Annotated in this window: 22 protein-coding genes and 1 tRNA gene; 20 read left to right on the forward strand and 3 right to left on the reverse strand. The window is 66.4% G+C overall.

The window, feature by feature from the left end:
- The first annotated feature begins 20 nt into the window (after positions 1-20).
- From AB0395_RS28710 to cutA, 6 genes are all read left to right on the forward strand, one after another.
- On the forward strand, positions 21-2,075 hold the full coding sequence (locus tag AB0395_RS28710) for a bifunctional aldolase/short-chain dehydrogenase (RefSeq protein WP_366286201.1): 2,055 nt from the start codon (positions 21-23) through the stop codon (positions 2,073-2,075).
- Positions 2,072-3,499 (forward strand): rhamnulokinase family protein, encoded by a 1,428-nt coding sequence (locus AB0395_RS28715; protein ID WP_366286204.1) that lies wholly within the window; start codon positions 2,072-2,074, stop codon positions 3,497-3,499. The genes AB0395_RS28710 and AB0395_RS28715 overlap by 4 nt, the downstream gene beginning before the upstream one ends.
- Positions 3,500-4,131: 632 nt before the next feature.
- The gene (locus AB0395_RS28720) at positions 4,132-4,356 is read left to right on the forward strand and encodes a hypothetical protein (RefSeq protein ID WP_366286207.1); all 225 of its coding nucleotides are present in this window, start codon (positions 4,132-4,134) and stop codon (positions 4,354-4,356) included.
- 492 nt (positions 4,357-4,848) lie between these two features.
- Positions 4,849-5,385, forward strand: a complete 537-nt coding sequence (locus AB0395_RS28725; RefSeq protein ID WP_366286210.1) for a hypothetical protein — start codon at positions 4,849-4,851, stop codon at positions 5,383-5,385.
- Between the two features lie 285 nt (positions 5,386-5,670).
- Positions 5,671-7,701: a PQQ-binding-like beta-propeller repeat protein gene (locus tag AB0395_RS28730; RefSeq protein ID WP_366286212.1), complete on the forward strand. Its 2,031-nt coding sequence runs from the start codon at positions 5,671-5,673 to the stop codon at positions 7,699-7,701.
- Between the two features lie 256 nt (positions 7,702-7,957).
- Complete coding sequence (gene cutA, locus AB0395_RS28735; protein ID WP_366286215.1) at positions 7,958-8,329, forward strand: divalent-cation tolerance protein CutA; 372 nt, start codon at positions 7,958-7,960, stop codon at positions 8,327-8,329.
- On the opposite strand, the gene AB0395_RS28740 is transcribed toward cutA, so the two are convergent.
- Entirely contained in the window at positions 8,295-9,788 is a 1,494-nt protein-coding gene (locus AB0395_RS28740; protein ID WP_366286217.1) for a helix-turn-helix domain-containing protein, read from the reverse strand. The genes cutA and AB0395_RS28740 overlap by 35 nt on opposite strands.
- Positions 9,789-9,931: 143 nt before the next feature.
- On the opposite strand from AB0395_RS28740, the gene AB0395_RS28745 reads away from it, so the two are divergent.
- Genes AB0395_RS28745 through AB0395_RS28755 form a run of 3 tightly spaced genes read left to right on the forward strand, consistent with a single transcriptional unit; the run spans position 9,932 to position 10,757 of the window.
- Positions 9,932-10,102 carry a hypothetical protein gene (locus AB0395_RS28745; protein ID WP_366286219.1) on the forward strand — a complete coding sequence of 57 codons (171 nt, stop codon included), beginning with the start codon at positions 9,932-9,934 and terminating at the stop codon, positions 10,100-10,102.
- Entirely contained in the window at positions 10,099-10,476 is a 378-nt protein-coding gene (locus AB0395_RS28750) for a hypothetical protein (protein ID WP_366286221.1), read from the forward strand. The genes AB0395_RS28745 and AB0395_RS28750 overlap by 4 nt, the downstream gene beginning before the upstream one ends.
- A gap of 53 nt (positions 10,477-10,529) precedes the next feature.
- A complete protein-coding gene (locus AB0395_RS28755) occupies positions 10,530-10,757 on the forward strand; it encodes a hypothetical protein (RefSeq protein WP_366286223.1) in 228 nt (75 codons plus the stop codon).
- 343 nt (positions 10,758-11,100) lie between these two features.
- On the opposite strand, the gene AB0395_RS28760 is transcribed toward AB0395_RS28755, so the two are convergent.
- Positions 11,101-11,174 (reverse strand) — tRNA-Arg (locus AB0395_RS28760).
- Positions 11,175-11,373: 199 nt separating this feature from the next.
- Here AB0395_RS28760 and AB0395_RS28765 point away from each other — a divergent pair.
- Together AB0395_RS28765 and AB0395_RS28770 are read left to right on the forward strand one after the other, a co-directional pair.
- Entirely contained in the window at positions 11,374-12,252 is an 879-nt protein-coding gene (locus AB0395_RS28765) for a tyrosine-type recombinase/integrase (RefSeq protein WP_366286226.1), read from the forward strand.
- Positions 12,253-12,553: 301 nt separating this feature from the next.
- Positions 12,554-12,847, forward strand: coding sequence for a hypothetical protein (locus AB0395_RS28770; protein ID WP_366286228.1), 294 nt, complete (start codon positions 12,554-12,556; stop codon positions 12,845-12,847).
- Positions 12,848-12,869: 22 nt separating this feature from the next.
- Here the strand turns inward: AB0395_RS28770 and AB0395_RS28775 are convergent, their stop codons facing one another.
- Positions 12,870-13,535 (reverse strand): helix-turn-helix transcriptional regulator, encoded by a 666-nt coding sequence (locus tag AB0395_RS28775; protein ID WP_366286231.1) that lies wholly within the window; start codon positions 13,533-13,535, stop codon positions 12,870-12,872.
- Positions 13,536-13,735: 200 nt separating this feature from the next.
- On the opposite strand from AB0395_RS28775, the gene AB0395_RS28780 reads away from it, so the two are divergent.
- The 9 genes from AB0395_RS28780 to AB0395_RS28820 all read left to right on the forward strand — a co-directional run bounded on the left by AB0395_RS28780 (position 13,736) and on the right by AB0395_RS28820 (position 17,303).
- Positions 13,736-14,008 (forward strand): helix-turn-helix transcriptional regulator, encoded by a 273-nt coding sequence (locus AB0395_RS28780; protein WP_366286232.1) that lies wholly within the window; start codon positions 13,736-13,738, stop codon positions 14,006-14,008.
- The gene (locus tag AB0395_RS28785) at positions 14,005-14,286 is read left to right on the forward strand and encodes a hypothetical protein (RefSeq protein WP_366286235.1); all 282 of its coding nucleotides are present in this window, start codon (positions 14,005-14,007) and stop codon (positions 14,284-14,286) included. Before AB0395_RS28780 ends, AB0395_RS28785 begins: the two co-directional genes overlap by 4 nt.
- On the forward strand, positions 14,283-15,116 hold the full coding sequence (locus AB0395_RS28790; protein WP_366286237.1) for a hypothetical protein: 834 nt from the start codon (positions 14,283-14,285) through the stop codon (positions 15,114-15,116). Before AB0395_RS28785 ends, AB0395_RS28790 begins: the two co-directional genes overlap by 4 nt.
- 170 nt (positions 15,117-15,286) lie before the next feature.
- Positions 15,287-15,433, forward strand: coding sequence for a hypothetical protein (locus AB0395_RS28795; protein WP_366286239.1), 147 nt, complete (start codon positions 15,287-15,289; stop codon positions 15,431-15,433).
- On the forward strand, positions 15,430-15,756 hold the full coding sequence (locus AB0395_RS28800; protein WP_366286242.1) for a hypothetical protein: 327 nt from the start codon (positions 15,430-15,432) through the stop codon (positions 15,754-15,756). Before AB0395_RS28795 ends, AB0395_RS28800 begins: the two co-directional genes overlap by 4 nt.
- A complete protein-coding gene (locus AB0395_RS28805) occupies positions 15,753-16,133 on the forward strand; it encodes a hypothetical protein (protein WP_366286245.1) in 381 nt (126 codons plus the stop codon). Before AB0395_RS28800 ends, AB0395_RS28805 begins: the two co-directional genes overlap by 4 nt.
- The gene (locus tag AB0395_RS28810; protein ID WP_366286247.1) at positions 16,130-16,642 is read left to right on the forward strand and encodes a hypothetical protein; all 513 of its coding nucleotides are present in this window, start codon (positions 16,130-16,132) and stop codon (positions 16,640-16,642) included. Before AB0395_RS28805 ends, AB0395_RS28810 begins: the two co-directional genes overlap by 4 nt.
- Positions 16,642-17,070 (forward strand): MerR family DNA-binding transcriptional regulator, encoded by a 429-nt coding sequence (locus tag AB0395_RS28815; RefSeq protein WP_366286249.1) that lies wholly within the window; start codon positions 16,642-16,644, stop codon positions 17,068-17,070. Before AB0395_RS28810 ends, AB0395_RS28815 begins: the two co-directional genes overlap by 1 nt.
- Complete coding sequence (locus tag AB0395_RS28820; protein WP_366286250.1) at positions 17,067-17,303, forward strand: hypothetical protein; 237 nt, start codon at positions 17,067-17,069, stop codon at positions 17,301-17,303. The genes AB0395_RS28815 and AB0395_RS28820 overlap by 4 nt, the downstream gene beginning before the upstream one ends.
- The last annotated feature ends 14 nt before the right edge of the window (positions 17,304-17,317 follow it).

Raw genomic sequence — 17,317 nt, forward strand, 5'->3', positions numbered from 1 at the left:
ACACCGAAGGAATCCCGCTCATGACGAACCAGGCAGCCGCCGACCTCATCGCGCGGTCGAACCGCCTCGGCGCCGACCCGAGGAACACGAACTACGCCGGCGGCAACACGTCGGCGAAGGGCACCGAGACCGACCCGGTTACCGGCGAGCCCGTCGAACTGCTCTGGGTGAAGGGCTCGGGCGGCGACCTCGGCACGCTCACCGAGGCCGGGCTCGCGGTGCTGCGCCTCGACCGGCTCCGCGACCTCGTGAAGGTGTACCCGGGCGTCGAGCGCGAGGACGAGATGGTCGCCGCGTTCGACCATTGCCTGTTCGGGCTGGGTGGGCCGCACGGTAGAGGCGGTGCCGCGCCGTCGATCGACACGGCCATGCACGGCCTCGTCGACGCCGCGCACGTCGACCACCTGCACCCGGATTCGGGCATCGCCATCGCGACCGCCGCCGCCGGGGAGGAGTTCACGAAAAGGATCTTCGGGGACCGTGTCGTGTGGGTGCCATGGCGCCGCCCGGGCTTCCAGCTCGGCCTCGACATCGCGGAGATCAAGGTGAAGAACCCGCAGGCGGTCGGCTGCGTCCTCGGCGGCCACGGCATCACCGCATGGGGCGACACCTCCGAGGAGAGCGAGAGGAACTCGCTCTGGATCATCGAAACCGCCGCGGCGTACCTCGCCGAGCACGGCAAGCCGGAGCCGTTCGGCGCTGTCGTGCCGGGCTACGAGCCGCTGCCCGAGGCCGAGCGGCGCGCGAGGGCCGCCGCGCTCGCGCCGACGATCCGCGGGCTCGCGTCGTACGACAGGCCGCAGCTCGGCCACTTCACCGACGGCGAGGTGGTGCTCGAGTTCCTCTCCCGCGAGAAGCTGCAGCCGCTCGCGGCGCTCGGCACGAGCTGCCCCGACCACTTCCTGCGCACGAAGGTGAAGCCGCTCGTGCTCGACCTGCCGACGTCGGCGAGTGTCGAGGAGAGCATCGCGCGCCTCAAGGAGCTGCACGAGCGGTACCGCGCCGACTATCGGGCGTACTACGACGCCTACGCGACCGAGGACTCGCCCGCGATCCGCGGCGCCGACCCGGCGATCGTGCTCGTGCCCGGTGTCGGCATGTTCTCGTTCGGCAAGGACAAGCAGACCGCGCGCGTGGCCGGAGAGTTCTACGTGAACGCGATCAACGTGATGCGCGGCGCCGAGGCGCTGTCGACCTATGCCCCCATCTCCGACGAGGAGAAGTTCCGCATCGAGTACTGGGCGCTCGAGGAGGCCAAGCTGCGGCGTATGCCCAAGCCCAAGACGCACGCGACGCGCATCGCGCTCGTCACCGGCGCGGCCTCCGGCATCGGCAAGGCCGTCGCCACCCGGCTCGCGGCCGAGGGCGCCTGCGTCGTCGTCGCCGACCTCGACCTCGAGAAGGCACAGACGGTGGCGTCCGAGCTCGGCGGTACGGATGTCGCGATCGGCGTGCAGGCGAACGTGACGGACGCCGCGCAGGTGCAGGCCGCGATCGACGAGGCGGTGCTCGCCTTCGGCGGCCTCGACCTCGTGGTGAACAACGCCGGCCTCTCGCTCTCGAAGCCGCTCCTCGAGACCACCGAGGCCGACTGGGACCTGCAGCACGACGTCATGGCCAAGGGCTCGTTCCTCGTGTCGAAGGCCGCCGCGCGGGTGCTCATCGAGCAGGGCCTCGGCGGCGACATCGTCTACATCTCCTCGAAGAACTCGGTGTTCGCCGGCCCGAACAACATCGCCTACTCGGCGGCGAAGGCCGACCAGGCCCACCAGGTGCGCCTGCTCGCGGTCGAGCTCGGTGAGCACGGCGTCAGGGTCAACGGCGTCAACCCCGACGGCGTCGTGCGCGGCTCGGGCATCTTCGCCTCGGGGTGGGGCGCCAACCGGGCGAAGACCTACGGCATCCCTGAGGAGGACCTCGGCAGGTTCTACGCCCAGCGCACGATCCTGAAGCGCGAGGTGCTGCCCGAGCACGTCGCGAACGCGGTGTTCGTGCTCACCGGCCCCGAGCTCAGCCACACCACCGGCCTGCACGTCCCGGTCGACGCGGGGGTCGCCACCGCGTTCCTGCGATGACCGCCGGGGCGGTCGCCGCGGTCGACCTCGGGGCCACGAGCGGCCGGGTCGTCGTCGGGCACGTCGACCAGGCGGCCGGCACGCTCGGGCTCGACCACGTCGCGCGGTTCCCGAACAGGCCCGTGCGCCTGGCGTCGGGCCTGCACTGGGATCTCACGGGCCTGTACCGCGACCTCACGCGCGGGCTCGCGGACGCGTTCCGCCGCGAGCCCGGCGTCGCGTCGATCGGCGTGGACTCCTGGGCCGTCGACTACGCGCTGCTGCGCGGCGACCGCGTCCTCGGCGAGCCGTTCCACTACCGCGACGAACGCAACGAGGCCGCGGTCGAGGCAGTGCACGCGCGGGTGCCGTTCGAGGAGCTCTACCGCCGCAACGGCCTGCAGTTCCTGCCGTTCAACACCGTGTACCAGCTCACGGCCGAGCGGGCGGGCGGATGCCTCGGGCTCGCCGATTCGCTCCTGCTCATCCCCGACCTCGTCGGCTTCCAGCTCACGGGCGCGAAGGTCGCCGAGCGCACCAACGCCTCGACGACCGGGCTGCTGGACGTCGAGACGGGCGGTTGGGACCGCGAGCTCGTCGAACGGCTCGGGCTCGAGGCGTCCTTGCTGCCCCGCCTCGTCTCGCCGGGCGCCTCGCTCGGCGGCCTGCGGCCCGGAGTCGCCGCCGAACTCGGCGCTCCCGCCGGGACGCGGGTCGTGGCCGTCGGCTCACACGACACGGCCTCGGCGGTCGTCGCCGTGCCGATGCGCCCCGAGTCCGCGGCCTACATCTCTTGCGGCACCTGGGGCCTCGTCGGCGTCGAGCTCGAGCGGCCGGTGATCACGGACGCCGCGCGCGAGGCGAACTTCACGAATGAGGGCGGCGTCGACGGTCGGGTGCGCTTCCTGCACAACGTCATGGGGCTCTGGCTGCTGTCGGAGTCGGTGCGCTGGTGGGAGCGCGACGGGTCGTCGATCGACCTGCCCGGGCTTCTCGCACAGGCGGCCGCGGTCACGACCGCGGTGCCCGTGTTCGACGCGAACGACCCGCGGTTCCTCGCTCCGGGCGACCTGCCGGGGCGCATCGCGGAGTGGTGCGCCGAGCACGGGGTCTCCGCGCCGCGGAGCCGCGCGGAGTTCGCCCGCTCGATCGTCGAGAGCCTGGCCGAGGCGTTCGCGAGCGCCGTTCGTACGGCGTCGGCCCTCTCGGGCGTCGGCGTCGAGACGATCCACATCGTGGGCGGCGGCGCGCTCAACGCGCTGCTCTGCCGGCGCACGGCCGACCGCTCGGGCCTCCCGGTGCTCGCGGGACCCGTGGAGGCGACGGCCATCGGCAACGTGCTTGTGCAGGCCCGCTCCGCGGGCTTCGCCGAGGGCGGCCTCGAGGCACTCCGCTCGCTCGTCGCCCGGGCCTTCAGCCCGATGCGCCATGATCCGGCCAGCTGAACGATGGAACTCGCGTTCCGGCACAACTGCTGGAAGCACGAAGAGGACCTCGTCATCCGCTACGAGGGGGTGACGGATTTCGCACTCGACATCACCGCGCCCTCGGGGTCGAATCGCGCAGCGAGGTGATCCTCGACGAGATCCTCTGCCGCATCCCGATGGGGGCAGCCACGAGATCGCCTTCCGGCTGGACACTGTTCCCTCTATCCGGAACAGTGCCTGAGTCGTAGGGGGGACATGAACGCTCCACCTCACCAGCGTCAGCCGGAGAAGTGACGGACTTGTCGTCCGTACGACCCTGAGTCGTCAGGGTAGCCAGGGCCGTCATGATGCGCTGCTTGAGGCCCTTATGCGTGGAGCCGACCAGTGACTCATGCTCCTGGTGCTTGTCAAGATGCCGAGGATATTGCCGAAGCGCCCCCGTTATGGCCCTTTTTAATGCTCTTGTTGCGCTCTCATCCTGGCGTTTGGATCTAGAGGTGCTCCTCTTTGGTGCCTCACAAGTGGCGGTTTTCGGGCGTGTCATCCGTGCCGCCGCCTGTCGTGCCCGGCCTGGTTCTCTCGTAGCGGGCAGGTCTTCGGCCTGCGTCGTTGTCCAAGAAAATCGTTGTCCAAGAAAAGGAGTCGTGACCTTGACCGCGCTGACCTACACCATCCTCACTGATCCGGTGTCCCTGGAGGCGTCAGCGGCCTGGCGGAGTGCCACGTCCAAAGGGACGGTGTATCTGGTCGTCACCAACCCTGGAAGGGTGGTGGACTGGTCCCAGATCGAGGTGAATGTGCCCTTGGGCAACGACGTCGGCGACCTCACCCGGACAGCACGATCAATGTCAGGGGCGAGTACATCGATCCGGTGACGGGTCGCGAAGGGGTGAATATCCAGCAGCAGGGCAGCGGTAGTTTCCGAATCACCCCCAGGCCGGTTTCACGGCCCGGTTCGACCTCGCCGGACACATGGTGCTGACCCTGGAGGACTTCACTGTCGCAGCCATCGCCGGGGTGGCCGTGCTGACGGTTACCGAGATCACCCAGGACAGCAGTGGGGGTCGCATTAGCCTCACGGCGGTACCGCTGGTGAAGACCACCCCGAAGGATCTTCCGGCGCCGCGCAACTTCCGTCCGGAAAAGGCCATGCTGGACGCCGGAGAGGAGCTCAAGCTGCTCTGGGATGGATCCGGCGAGTTCACCTACGAGATCCTGTACCCGGGCGCGCCGTCACCTTCCCCCGTGTCTGGGGCACCTGGTCACCGGCCGCCGCCGACGCTCCGAAGCGGGCCACCACCTACACCCTTGTCGTCACCGGCCCCGCCAACCCTCAGAACCGGCACTTCCTCACCACGACCGTTCACGTGCGCTATCCCGAACTGGAAAGGCTTACCGCCACCGTCGGCATCAACACCCCCCGCGTCCAGGGGACCACGACCAACTGGGGCGTCACCTTCACTGGCACAGGAGCGGAGATCTCCAACGACTCCGGCGCGAAGGGGACCTTGACGGCTGACAGGGCCGACGTCACTGGCGTGAACACCGAATGGGTGCAGGGGAGAGGTGCTGGCGACGGGAAGATCACTTTCCCCAAGGATGGACTGAACGTCAGCCAGGGAACCGGTGCATGGGGAACCGTGCACGCCGACAAGGCCGACGTGAACAGTGTGATCACCAAAGAAGTGCACGAACCGGCTGGCGGCAGAAACTACATCAGGTTCGAACCATCCATCGGCGTGCACATATTCGGTGGTGTGACCACTGGATGGGTACGCGGGCAGGGCGATGGCGAGGGATCCATCAGGTTTTCCCCGGACGGCTTGGAGGTGCGCCGCAAGGCGCCCGGCGGCCATGCGTTGGGGGACGTGCATTGCGCCTCGGTCAACGGCCATAGTGCGTGATCGGCGCTGTCGGCGGATGACAGTCCCGCTCAACATCACCGACTATACGGATCCAGTCGTACGGATTACGTACGTGTCTAGCTGTCCGATCTCACTTGATGCTTGACGGATCAGTTTCGGAACCCTTTGGTGTAGCTGCTGGGACAATCGGATACTGGACATGCAACGGGCAGGTTCGTGAAGTAGTGGATGACTGTAGAGCTTATGGCGTTATATGGGATGCACTGCTCCGGTTTCGTAGCGATCTGATCACAGCGCATCACATTCGGAACGTTCGATACCAGAATGAAAGCCATGGGCTGGCGCGGATGGCGGTGGGCGGTCGCCGGACTGGCGATCGGCGCCTCGGTCGTTCTCCTGGGATTCGCGCTGCGCGCCTGGGATCTGGGGGCAGCGGCCAACATCGCGCAATTACTGTCGCTGCTTCCGATAGCGATCGGAATGATCGGCTGGGCACGCACCAGAGGCGAGGCGGTCGGCACCTCATCGGACGCGCTGGAGGCCCTGGATGATCTGGTACGGACGATCGAGGAAAAGACCGATCGAATCGAACAGTCGATAGCCCAGCAGAACAACATCGGCGAAGGGCTGCTGAAGACACGGGATCGGCTGACCCAGGCCGCGACCCAACTGACGATCGAGCGGCAGAAACTTCATGACCGACTCGTGGCCAGCCAATCCGGCATAAGCGCCACCGCCGAGGTCGGCAAGGCGGAGCGTGAACGGCTGAAAGCCGAGGTTGCCCGCCTTCGCCGGGACCTTCAGGACACGCAGCAGCGGTTGGCGGTGGCGGAACGACTGCGCGGAGAGGTTCAACGGCGGTTGGAGGAATCCGAACGGCAACGTGCCCAAGGTGAACGACTCCTGCGTGAGGCTCACGCCCAGGCAACTGAGGCGCGGCGTCACCTCACTGACATCGACGCCCGCCCCGTGTTGGAGAGCGCCTCCCCTGTGAGTCGGGCGCTACCGGTCATCGCCGACACACAACTGATGGGGGACAACGATCAACGAGTGGTCGAAGAGATCTTCCGCTATGTCGACGACGTCTTCCACCGGGAGGCCGCCACTCTTGACCAGGTTCAAGACGATCTCGCTGTAACCGCTACCGTCACACATCGACTCACCGACCCTGACGGAGCGGGCAGGGCTGACGCCTCGAACGACCGGCACTCGACGCTCCGTTTACCGAAGCGGCGAAACTGGAAGGTTTTTGCCGGTATAGGCTCGCTGGCCGCCGGTTTTACTCTCGTAGCGGTCTATCTGGCTAGGCCTCCTCTTACTTCTTCTGAGAGGCATTCCCCTCCACAGGCTATTACCACCTATCAATCTCCATCTTCTACTCCGAAGCCGTCTCGGAAAATCTCCTGGACCCACGAAGTTGGCGGTGTGGTTGGTTCGAGTCCGGCGGTGGCGGATGGTGTCGTATACATCGGAAGCAACGACCGCAAGGTGTACGCCCTAGACGCGAAGACCGGAGCTGAACGCTGGACCCACAAAACCGGTGGCTGGGTTGGTTCGAGTCTGGCGGTGGCGGATGGTGTCGTATACATCGGAAGCTACGACCGCAAGGTGTACGCCCTAGACGCGAAGACCGGAGCTGAACGCTGGACCCACAAAACCAGCAGTCCGGTTCGTTCGAGTCTGGCGGTGGCGGATGGCGTCGTATACATCGGCAGTGACGACGGCAAGGTGTATGCGCTGGATACGAAGACCGGAGCTGAACGCTGGACCTACGAAACCAGCAGTCCGGTTCGTTCGAGTCCGGCGGTGGCGGATGGCGTCATATACGTCAGAGGCAACGACCGCAAGGTGTACGCCCTAAACGCGAAGACCGGAGCCGAACGCTGGACCCACGAAACCAGCGAGCCGGTTAGTTCGAGTCCGGTGGTGGCGGATGGCATCGTATACATCGGAAGCATTTTCAAGATGTATGCGCTGGATGCGAAGACCGGAGCTGAGCGCTGGACCCACGAAATCTGCGGTCTGGCGAGTTCGAGTCCGGTGGTGGCGGATGGCATCGTATACATCGGATGCCTCAGAGGCGAGGTGTATGCGCTGGATGCGAGGAGCGGGGCTGAACGCTGGACCTATGAAACCAAGGGCGCGGTGGTTTCGAATCCGGCGGTGGCGGATGGCGTCATATACATCGGAAGCTACGACCGCAAGGTGTACGCCCTAGACGCGAAGACCGGAGCTGAACGCTGGACCCACAAAACCGGCGGCTGGGTCGATTCGAGTCCGGCGGTGGTGGATGGTGTCGTATACATCGGAAGCAACGACCGCAAGGTATACGCCCTAGACGCGAAGACGGGATGAGGTCGACCAAGCGTTTGGACGCGGACGGGTTCTACTGATGGTCGTATTGGGGTGAAGCAGGTGTGTTGGCGGCTGACTCTGCTGAACAAGCGCGGGACGGCGGTGCGACCCTGTACGGCGGCTGAGGGACGGGTACGGCGCGTGAGCGGTGCGGTGGGCGGCTCGTGGTCCCGCCGCCGGCCGAGACCGGCGCCCACGCCGCACGCTCGGGCGGCGGGCCGTGCGGCGGCGCGCCGCGTCGCCGCACTTGATACCCATGAGAACAATTCGGCAGTGTTGCAAGGTGATCGAAAATTCTTCGGACTGCGTCGAGGTTCACGTCATTGCCAGCAGCCGCGGGGAGGCGGCTCGGATCTGTTCGGCAGTGGTGGAGGAGCGGTTGGCCGCTGCGGCGCAGGTCGTCGCGCCGATCGAGTCGGTCTACTGGTGGCAGGGGGAGATCCGGCGCTCGGATGAGTGGCTGGTGCTGATGAAGACGACCCTCGGCCGGTTCGAGCAACTGGCGCGGCGGGTGCGGGAGCTGCACTCCTATGAGGTGCCGCAGATCGTCGCGGTGGCACTGGTGGCCGGTACGGCTGACTATCTGGAGTGGATCAGGCGGGAGACGTCCCCAGACTCCGGCGAGTAGCCACGATGTCGCCGAGCAGTTCCCGGGCAGTCTGATCCTGCCGGGCGGCAAGGGCCTTCTCGACGGTGGTGAGGTGCTGGAGTCCCCAGGTGGATTCGCTGCGCTGGGCGGCTTCCAGGGCGCGGCGACCGTAGGCGACTCCTTCGGCAACATCGCCGATCTGGAGTTGGGCCTGGGCGATGTCCGCGTAGACGACGGCTGCTCTCTTGCGGTCGCTGTCTTGGCCGAGGGCTGACAGGGCAGCCTGCCCAATCTCGATCACCCGATGTTCATCGCCGAGCCGTACATAAGCAGACAGCTGGAAGGCGGCCATGCGGCCGGGGTCGAGGAACCGGGTCCAGGCGCGTTCCCGATGCGGCCGGGCTCGACTGTAGGCGTCTTCGGCTTGGTGGAGGAGGTCGAGGGCGTGACGGTCGCCGAGAGCGGCGAGTTCTTCGGCTTGGCGGCTGAGCAGCCAAGCCCGGGTGGCGTCGTCGCCCTGGGCGGGCAGGAACTGCTGGGCCTGGCGTACGGCCTCATGGGCAGCGCGGCCTTCGAGGGCGTAGGACTTGTAGGCGTGGGTGCACGCCTGGATGATCGGGTGCCCGCTCTCCTTGGCGGCCAGGGCTGCGACGCGGTCGAAGGAGACGGACTGGCCAGGCTGTTTGAGGTCCCAGGCGATCCAGGAGGCCAAGGTCGCGGCTTCTCCGGCGGTGGTGGCCAGGCGTCGGCGAAGCCGGTCGGGCGGGCTGTTCTGGAGGAGGTTGCTCAGTTCGTTGATGTGGGTGGTGAGGCCCTGGTAGATGGCGCGGGCGGGCAGGGCGAACTCCAGGCGGTGGAAGCCGATGGTGCGGGCTTCGAGGCGTTCGACGGTCTCCTCGTCGAGTGTCTGCGGGCCGGTGAGCGCGTGGGCCAGGCGTTTCCAAGGGGCGGCGATGGTGGCCGCGGCTTCGGCGGTCATTCCGGCGGCGAGCAGGAGCATCGTTCGGCGGTCCACGTGAGCGTCCAGCCTTCCCACGATCCAGGCCAGGGTCAGAACGTCGACGTCCCACGGGGCGGCGCTTTGACTCTGGCCGACAGTGACAGGGCTTTCCACGCTAAGCAGGCCGCTTGCCGACATTCCATCCCGAGGCGGGATGACTGGGACGGGATGGGAGACGGTGGCGACCACCTGCGATGCTGCAGAGGCGACGGGGGCGAGACCAAGGGCCAAGCGGGCGGCGTCGGGCATGCGCAGGCCTTCAGCGACTCGTTCGATCACCTCGAACGAGGTGACCTGCACGCTCCCTTTCATGATCTCGCTGATCTTGCCCTGGCTGAGGTTCACCGCGACACCGATACGGGTCTGGCTGGCCCCGGCGTATTGGCGGATAAGGCGAAAAACGTAGCCGATATCCCGCTTTCTGAGGGCCGCCAGCATTTCGGGGCGCTGCCATAGCTCCGGCAGGATAACGACCGGTTCAGTCGCGTCTGCGGACATATGGTTATCCCCTTGGTGACCTGGTCTTCTGGCTATACAACGCTTGTCGCTCGGCGGTTATCCCGTCAAGGGATATCAGCTATTCGGGCGGAGGATTCCGGCCCGGGATGGGTTACGTAACCCCAGGTGAAGACCCTTGACCCATGATTACCGAGGACGAGCCGACGAGCCGGGAGTGTCCGACCTGTCACGGGCGCGGCTGGCGGTGGGGGCGCCGTAGTCGTGCCGAGGTGGCGCTTCAGCTTGACGGGCAGGCCGTGAAGCTGGTCCAGGTCGAGTGCCTGGACTGCCCGGCGGCCGATGAGGCGGCATGATGGACAGGCGCGAACAGCCGCCCACCGGGCCGGGGTATGGCAGGTCCGATGAGGTGATCGGTGCGGTGAAGGCGGCCGAGCGGTTGCAGCGGGAGCTGGCCGGGCTGGGGATCGTCTGCGATGTGCATCACGGTTACTGCTTGGCCTTGGTGTCGGTCTGGTCGGGGCTGGTGGTGTGGACCGACGGGCGGGTGTTTCGGTGGAAGTCCGGCCGGGACGCCTTGGGCCGGGCGGCGCGGGATGGGGTGGGCTGGGACGCCTACGGCCGGGTCGAGGATCCGATGGGTACGGCGCGACAGGTCGCGGCCCGGTACGCCGAACTGCGCCGGATGGCCGCCGCGCAGGTCGTGCCGACCGGCTGGGCTCCGCAATGATCGCGTTGCAGGGGTGTCTGAGCCCGCATGTGGCCAATCCGCAGCCGGGTCACATGAGGCTGGTGTGGCGGGCGCAGTGTCTGGCGGAGCGGGTGCGGGTGATCGAGTGGAGTTGTGGCTGTGGCTCCACGGTGTATGAGCTGTGCCATGCCGGTGGACAGGCGTTCGTTCGCCGTATGCACCGTTTCAACGGTGCCCGGCTGGTGCGTGAGACCTACCGGTGGCCGATCCGTCAGGGTGATGACGTCTGGAGGGCGTTGCTCTGCGGGCAGGTGCGGTAGGACGGCGCGGCGGGATGGGGTCCTCCGTTCGGGAGGGGTCCGGGGAGCGTTACCCTCATCCCACCGCGCCACCTGGCGATTGCCTGGGTGAACAGGTGTGGAAGTCCTGCTCAGGATCTACGCCAAGTGCATAGTCAGCCAGGACGAAGCCGCCAAGCGCCGGATCACCGACGCCCTCAAGGGGGACGACGAGTGATCCGGAACGCGCCCGGAAACTTGCGCACGTATTTGGCACGATCAACCGCAGTCGCCCGCCGCTAGCCGCACACCACCGCACACAGCAAGAGAGCCCCGGACCGGCGTTGCCGCTGGTCAGGGGCTCTTTTGTGCTGCTTGCGAGATGCGCGCCCTGCAGGATTCGAACCTGCGACCGTCGGATTAGAAGTCCGGTGCTCTATCCAGCTGAGCTAAGGGCGCCAGTTTTACCGCTTTGAACTGCCGGTTCTCGGAGGCAAAGAGACCGTACCACGTGTGCACACATTGCTTACAGCATAGGATCCGGTCCATGCCCCCCACCAAGAGACAGGATAGATCACCGCGACTACGCTCCCTACTCGTTTCGTGGACTCTCGCCCTCGAATCGGCCAACCGGTCTCACCACACGATCGTCTCCTACATGGCGACCGGGCGCCACTACTGCACCTACGTCGAGCACCACGGCATGCCCGACCGCGTCGAGGGCACCCAGGCCGAGCACATCCGCAGCTTCCTCGTCGCCTGCCTGCAAGGCTGCTGGGTCGACGATGACCGCACCGAGCCCTGCCCGTGCGGTGTCCGCAAGCACAGCGCCGGCAACGCCGACAAGCACTACCGCAACCTCAAGGCCTACTTCAACTGGCTGATCAAGGAAGGGGAGCGGAAAGCGGCTCACCCGATGGCCAACGTCGTACGCCCCACCGTTCCCGACGTCCCCACCGAGACCTTCAGCGACGACGAGTTGCGAGCGCTGCTGAAGGTCTGCTCCGGGACTTCTCTGCCCGATCGTCGTGACACCGCCATCATGAGGCTCTTCATGGACATCGGCATCCGCGTCGACGCCATGGCAGGGCTGCGCTACAGCTCCGAGCCCGAAGAATCTGACGTGATGCTGTCCAAGAAGCTGCTGCGCATCCGTAAGAAGGGGGGCAACATCGCCGTCGTCCCCATCGGCAAGAAGGCCGCGCGAGATCTGGACCGCTACATCCGTGTCCGTGCTCGGCATCCCGACGCCGACTCGGAGTGGTTATGGCTGGGAAGAAAAGGACAATTGCAGAAGTCCGGAATACAGCAGATGCTTAAGCGTCGCAGCCTTCAGGCTGGTGTTCCGAACGTGCATGCTCACCGGTTCCGGCACACGTTCGCCGATGACTGGCTGGAGAGTGGCGGCACAGAAGGCGATCTGATGCAGATTGCTGGATGGTCCTCTCACTCAATGGTTCGACGCTACGGTCGAGCTGCTGCGGACCGTCGGGCGAGGACTGCGCACGCGCGTTTGTCGCCAGGGGATCGTATCTGAAATTAGATCGCATATGTGTTCGTCAATCTGTCGCCAGAGATAGTCTTTTCTCCCCCTTGAGACTGGCGCGTTCCAGGCATAACGGTCATAGCCAGTGGGACTATCAGTCTTCTGGCTACTGACCGTAATGGAGTGGTTTCAGGCCGATCTCAGGTCATATTCGAACGTGATGCTGAAAGTTCAGCCCCTGTTCCCTCGTGCTTCACCGTCACATACAGTGGTCCGCACTGCCGCAAATGCCTCGGGCGAAGCACTGCCGCAGCGGCCGTCTCTGCGTGGGCGGCCAATGGAGGGAAAGCACATGGCACTACGCATCATCCGATGGTCTCTCACCGTGAGCGCCGCGGCGCTCTGGGGGGAAACCTTGACGATTGCGCTCGATGACACGCACATCAAGATTTTCTTGACAGTCGCCATGGCGACGTTCCTGGTCAGCGTGGCAGCAGCGGCTGCTTGGATGATCCGATCGGATCATCTAGGCCTCGCTCTGGCTCGCAACAAGATCAGGGAGATTCGCCTCGCCGAAGCGCTCAGAGAGGAGGCTGACGCGCGAAGAAACGAGCGCAGGATAGGCCACCTCAACCACGTCCTCTGAGGGCGCTATCCGGATTAGCGGCTCATGGATTTTCTTCGATTCTTTTCTTTCGCCTCGCGGCGGCATCTACCTCTACCCTTCTCCGCTCGCGAGACGAAAGGAAAGATGAAGACGCATCTTCCTCTGCGCTTTCGTCGTATTCCGCCAGTGCCTCACTTCTCGCTTCGGAGATCGGCCGGTGGTGTATGGCTAGGTCTTCTTCCGATGCCAATCCGACGTGAAGCAGCAGCTCTCCAAGCGTCTGCCCCAGGTCGTTCGCCAGTTTCTGTAATACGACCACCGAATCGTCGATTACCTCTACGGCAACTCCTCGGCGATCCGCCTCGCGGATGAACCACACTGGATAGCGCCGCTCATTGGTGGCTTTGGCTGGCGCTGCGGTGGCGGTTTGAACTCCAAGGCGTGGAAACTCCGCCTGAATCTCGAACGCTGAGGGCCGCACGAGTGGCGGGGTCGGCTCTCCGCCCGCCTCGGCGATCTTCGCGAGATCGCCTTGCTGCCAACCGAGAGCAGCTTCGAGCGCGCTTCTGTTGCCGGCCTGGGGCCAGCGTGTGGCGGACTCCAGGTTGTAGAGGGTCTTGGTGTCGATGCCAGCGGCTGTCGCCAGGGCAGGGCGGCTCAAGCCCATCTCCCCGCGTCGGGCGACAACGTATGCGGCGGCGCGCTCAAGGTCGCGTCGTCGTCTCATGAGACCCCATCATGCGGGAACGAACGGGAACAAGCTAGAGCTTGACACGGCAAGTTTGCTGGAACAAGAGGAAAGGTCAAGGTGCATAAGGGCTGATCAGGGCTAATGCAGGCAGAACTAGAGTCCCACTGTGCCCGCAAGTTTCATTTTCTTCCCGTTCCTTCCTTGTGAAGTTCCCGTTTGTTCCCTATGGTTCTGTCATGGCAGAACAGCCCCTGAACCCCGAGGACGTGCGCGTAGGCGCAACGATCCGAGCGCTCACCGAAGCGCACGGTTGGAAGGTGGGCGAACTCGCGGCCGCACTTGAACGCAGCCACAGCTACGTGAGCAACGTCATGGCTGGCCGCAAGCACGCGAACCACAAGCTATGCCGCCAGATCGCCGACCTGCTCCGCGTTCCCCTCGCGGCGATCATCAGCGGCAACGAGTACGCCAAAGCCGCCGACGCCGCACGGAATGAGGCGTCCGTATGACCAGCCCCGCTGAGCGCAAGAGCATCGCCAAGATCGCAGCCAACAGTCGGTGGGCTCGTGAATCCGACCGGACGGCGGCTACGGCGGCAGCCCGTAAGAACTCCCCGGCCAGCATTGAGTACTGGCTGAAGAAGGTCGACCCGCACGAGGAGATGCCGTACCAGGAGCGGATCAAGCGAGCCGAGAACGCCAAGGCTGCGTACTACGCGCGGGTCATGCGCAAGGCTCGCCAGGCCAAGGCGGCCAAGGCGGCCAAGGCTTCTGGTGAGGCGGCATGAACGAGGCTGCCCTCACAGAGTCCCCGTCCCTGCGTGCCGAGTACGTCGGCCGGGTAGACGCGCTCGACAAGGTCAAGGCGCTCACCCTGCTCCCCGACGGCGTGCACATGAGCACCGAGCTGGTTGCGGACTACTTCGAGGTCGAGGTCGACGCTATCAAGAGCGTCGCCCGCCGCAACCGGGCCGAGCTTGAGGAGAACGGCCTGCAGGTGCTGAAGGGTGCGGAGCTGCGGGAATTCGAGAGTGTCAACCTGACCCCCTCGCCCAACCGCCGTTCCTTCGCTCTCTACACCCGCCGGACGATCCTCAACGTCGGCCAGCTCCTCGAAGACTCCGAAGTCGCGAAGGACATCCGGGCCTACCTGCTCAACCTCGAAGACGTCGCGACCCACGAGCAGCGGACCGAGGCGCTCGACCGGGTTGAGCTGGCCAAGGCGAGGATCGAGCTCCTCAAGGCGGGCGATGGCTTCCTGGATGAGGAGTGGTTGCGGCTGAACATCCGCGTCCAGACCGCGATCGGCCTGGGCAAGGAGCCCGAGGTCGACCCCCTCGAAGTTCCCCTGTATGTCCCGGACTTCCTGAAGTCCAAAGGGCTAAAGAAGCGGGACATCGAGTCGGCGCAGTCGACGTTTGGCAAGCGCGCCGCGGCCCTGTACGAGGCGGAGCACGGCGTGAAGCCGGGCAAGCGGCAGACGCAGATCCCGAACGGCAGTATCCGGGAGACCCTCGCCTGGACGCAGAAGGACCTGCCGGTGTTCGAGGAGGTCTGGGACCGCTGGTACGCCGCGCAGTACTCGCCCCAGTTCGAGCTGTTCGGGGCCGACGCGTGACCCCGGCGCAGGACTACGCGCTGCTGGGCGCCCTGGCCCGATTCGAGGAGCTCGGCGAGCTTGACCGTCTGGACGAGCTCGCCGACACCCCCAACTAGTGCGGGCCCAGCCGAGCCACCGGCTGGAACCCGCTGACCACCCGCTCACGAACCACAGAGAGCAGGACAGTCATGAACAACAGTAAGGCCAGCGTCGCCGAAGAGGCGAACGCCTGGCAGACCATGAAGACCCAGTTCCCCGAGACAACGCGCGAAGTGCTCGACCAGGTCGAGCTCGGCGTGCGGGTGGCTGACGCCCTGAACGGGGGCCAGAAGTGACCGCCCTCACCGTCGCGCCGGTCAGCCAGACCGCTCCGGACGAGCCCTCCGGACCCGTGTCGGCCACCTCCGCCGCTCTTCTGACGGCGGCGGACGCCATCGCCCAGCTGCGGCAGGCCCGCGTGATGGGCAGGGAGGCCGTCGGCATCATCCGCCGGGCGGTCGCCCCGGCTTCCGTCGAGGTCGTCCTTGACCCCCTCGACGACCACTTGCGTTCCATCGGCCAGGACCCCGCCGTGCTGTACCGGTGGGCGACCCCTCTGTCGAAGGTCCAGGTCGTCGAGTGGCTGCGCGGCGCGGCCGGTCAGGCGGTGGAGTCGTGACCGCCTTGACTGTCGTCTCCCTGGTGGAGGCCCGCCCCAGCGCTACCGAGGTCGCTGTGGTCCGCGTCCCTGCCGGGTGTGTGGTGCGTGTGCACCACCCGGCGGGGGTGCGGGAGTACGCGCCGCCGCTGCCGGATGAGGCCTGGTACGTGGTCATCCCGGGCGACCGGGACGTCATCGGGTGGGGTGCGGTGCCGTGCTGGGGCGGCCTGGCTGGCGTTCGCAACGGCCGCCACGCCCTGGACCGGGATGCGTGGCACGCCGCCGCGCGGGCCCTCGCCTCCACCGACGTGGCCTACGTCCGATACGAGCAGCGCGACCACCACGGCAAGCAGCGGTGGACCGCTGTCGCGCACCGGGCGGAGGTGGCGGCATGACCGGGGCTGAGCGTTACCGCCAGGCCGAGGTGCTGCTGGAAGCGGCAGAGGACACGGTGAGGCTCCACGACGGCAGCAGCCCCGAGGCCGCGCTGCTGCTCGCTGAGGCCCAGGTGCACGCCACCCTCGCCGCCATCCCCGCCGGGTCACAGGGCGCGATCGCTGTGGCCAGACAGACGCTGGAGGAGTTCGACCGGCACCGGCCCGACGACATGTCCCGCGTCTCCATGGCGTTCTGGCTCGGCCAGCTCAGCCACGCGCTGAGGGGCCTCGTCAGCGACGGCGTCGAGATGGTCATCTCCGCCGACAAGGAGAAGGACTACGACGCAGAGGACGAGCGCGCCAAGTGCGTGTGCGGGCACCTGTTCGTCGCCGAGCACCAAGGCCTGTGGTCCCGGATGCCGGGGGTGAAGTCGAACCCTCACCCGGAGTCGTGCAACAAGCTCGGCTGCGGCTGCCTGGCGCCCGTTGAGGCGCAGTCCTCTCCCACTCCGGGGGGTGAGAGGTGATGGGCGCCCCCGCAGTCCTTCCCGCCATGGTGGTGTTCCCGTCCGGTGTGACGCACCTGGCATCCGGGGGAGTCGCGAGGCTCTTCGGCGTGCTGCCCCGGGCGGTCGGCCAGTGGGAGCGTGACGGTCTGCTCACCGCGTCGGTTCGAACCGGCGGCGGTCACCGCCGGTTCACCCAGGCCGACCTCGAGGCGTTCATCCACGAGACGTGCCCTGCCGGGCAGCTTGTGGCGGGAGACATCGTGAGCCGCCGCGGCTGGAACGGCGGCGAGCCTATCCGGATCACCGCGGTAATCCTGGCCCCTCGGTGGGGGGTGTGCCTGCGCTGGCAGGACGTGGCCGCGCATCACCACGCGGTGGAGGTGCGGGCGGGCCGCAACAAGCTCGTGCGGCGCCTCCACCACCGCGAGCACTTGGGGGCGGCGTGATGGCCACGATCCGCCGCCCCGCCACCGAGTTCGAGTTCCAGGAGCCCGTCTACCGGGACGACGTGATGGACCCCGACGTGGAGGACCTCGGAGACGCGATCGAGGAGTTCCTCGACCACCATCCGCTCCCCGAGCAGGAGGCGTGGCCCATTCCTCGAGACCCGGCGAACCCCGCCGAAGCCGAGATGACCGAAGAAGACGAAGCCCAGTACGAGCAGGAGAAGCGCACGTGAGCACCCGCATGGTC

The organism is Streptosporangium sp. NPDC051023 (genome assembly GCF_040689595.1).
In the GTDB taxonomy this organism is placed as follows: domain Bacteria; phylum Actinomycetota; class Actinomycetes; order Streptosporangiales; family Streptosporangiaceae; genus Streptosporangium.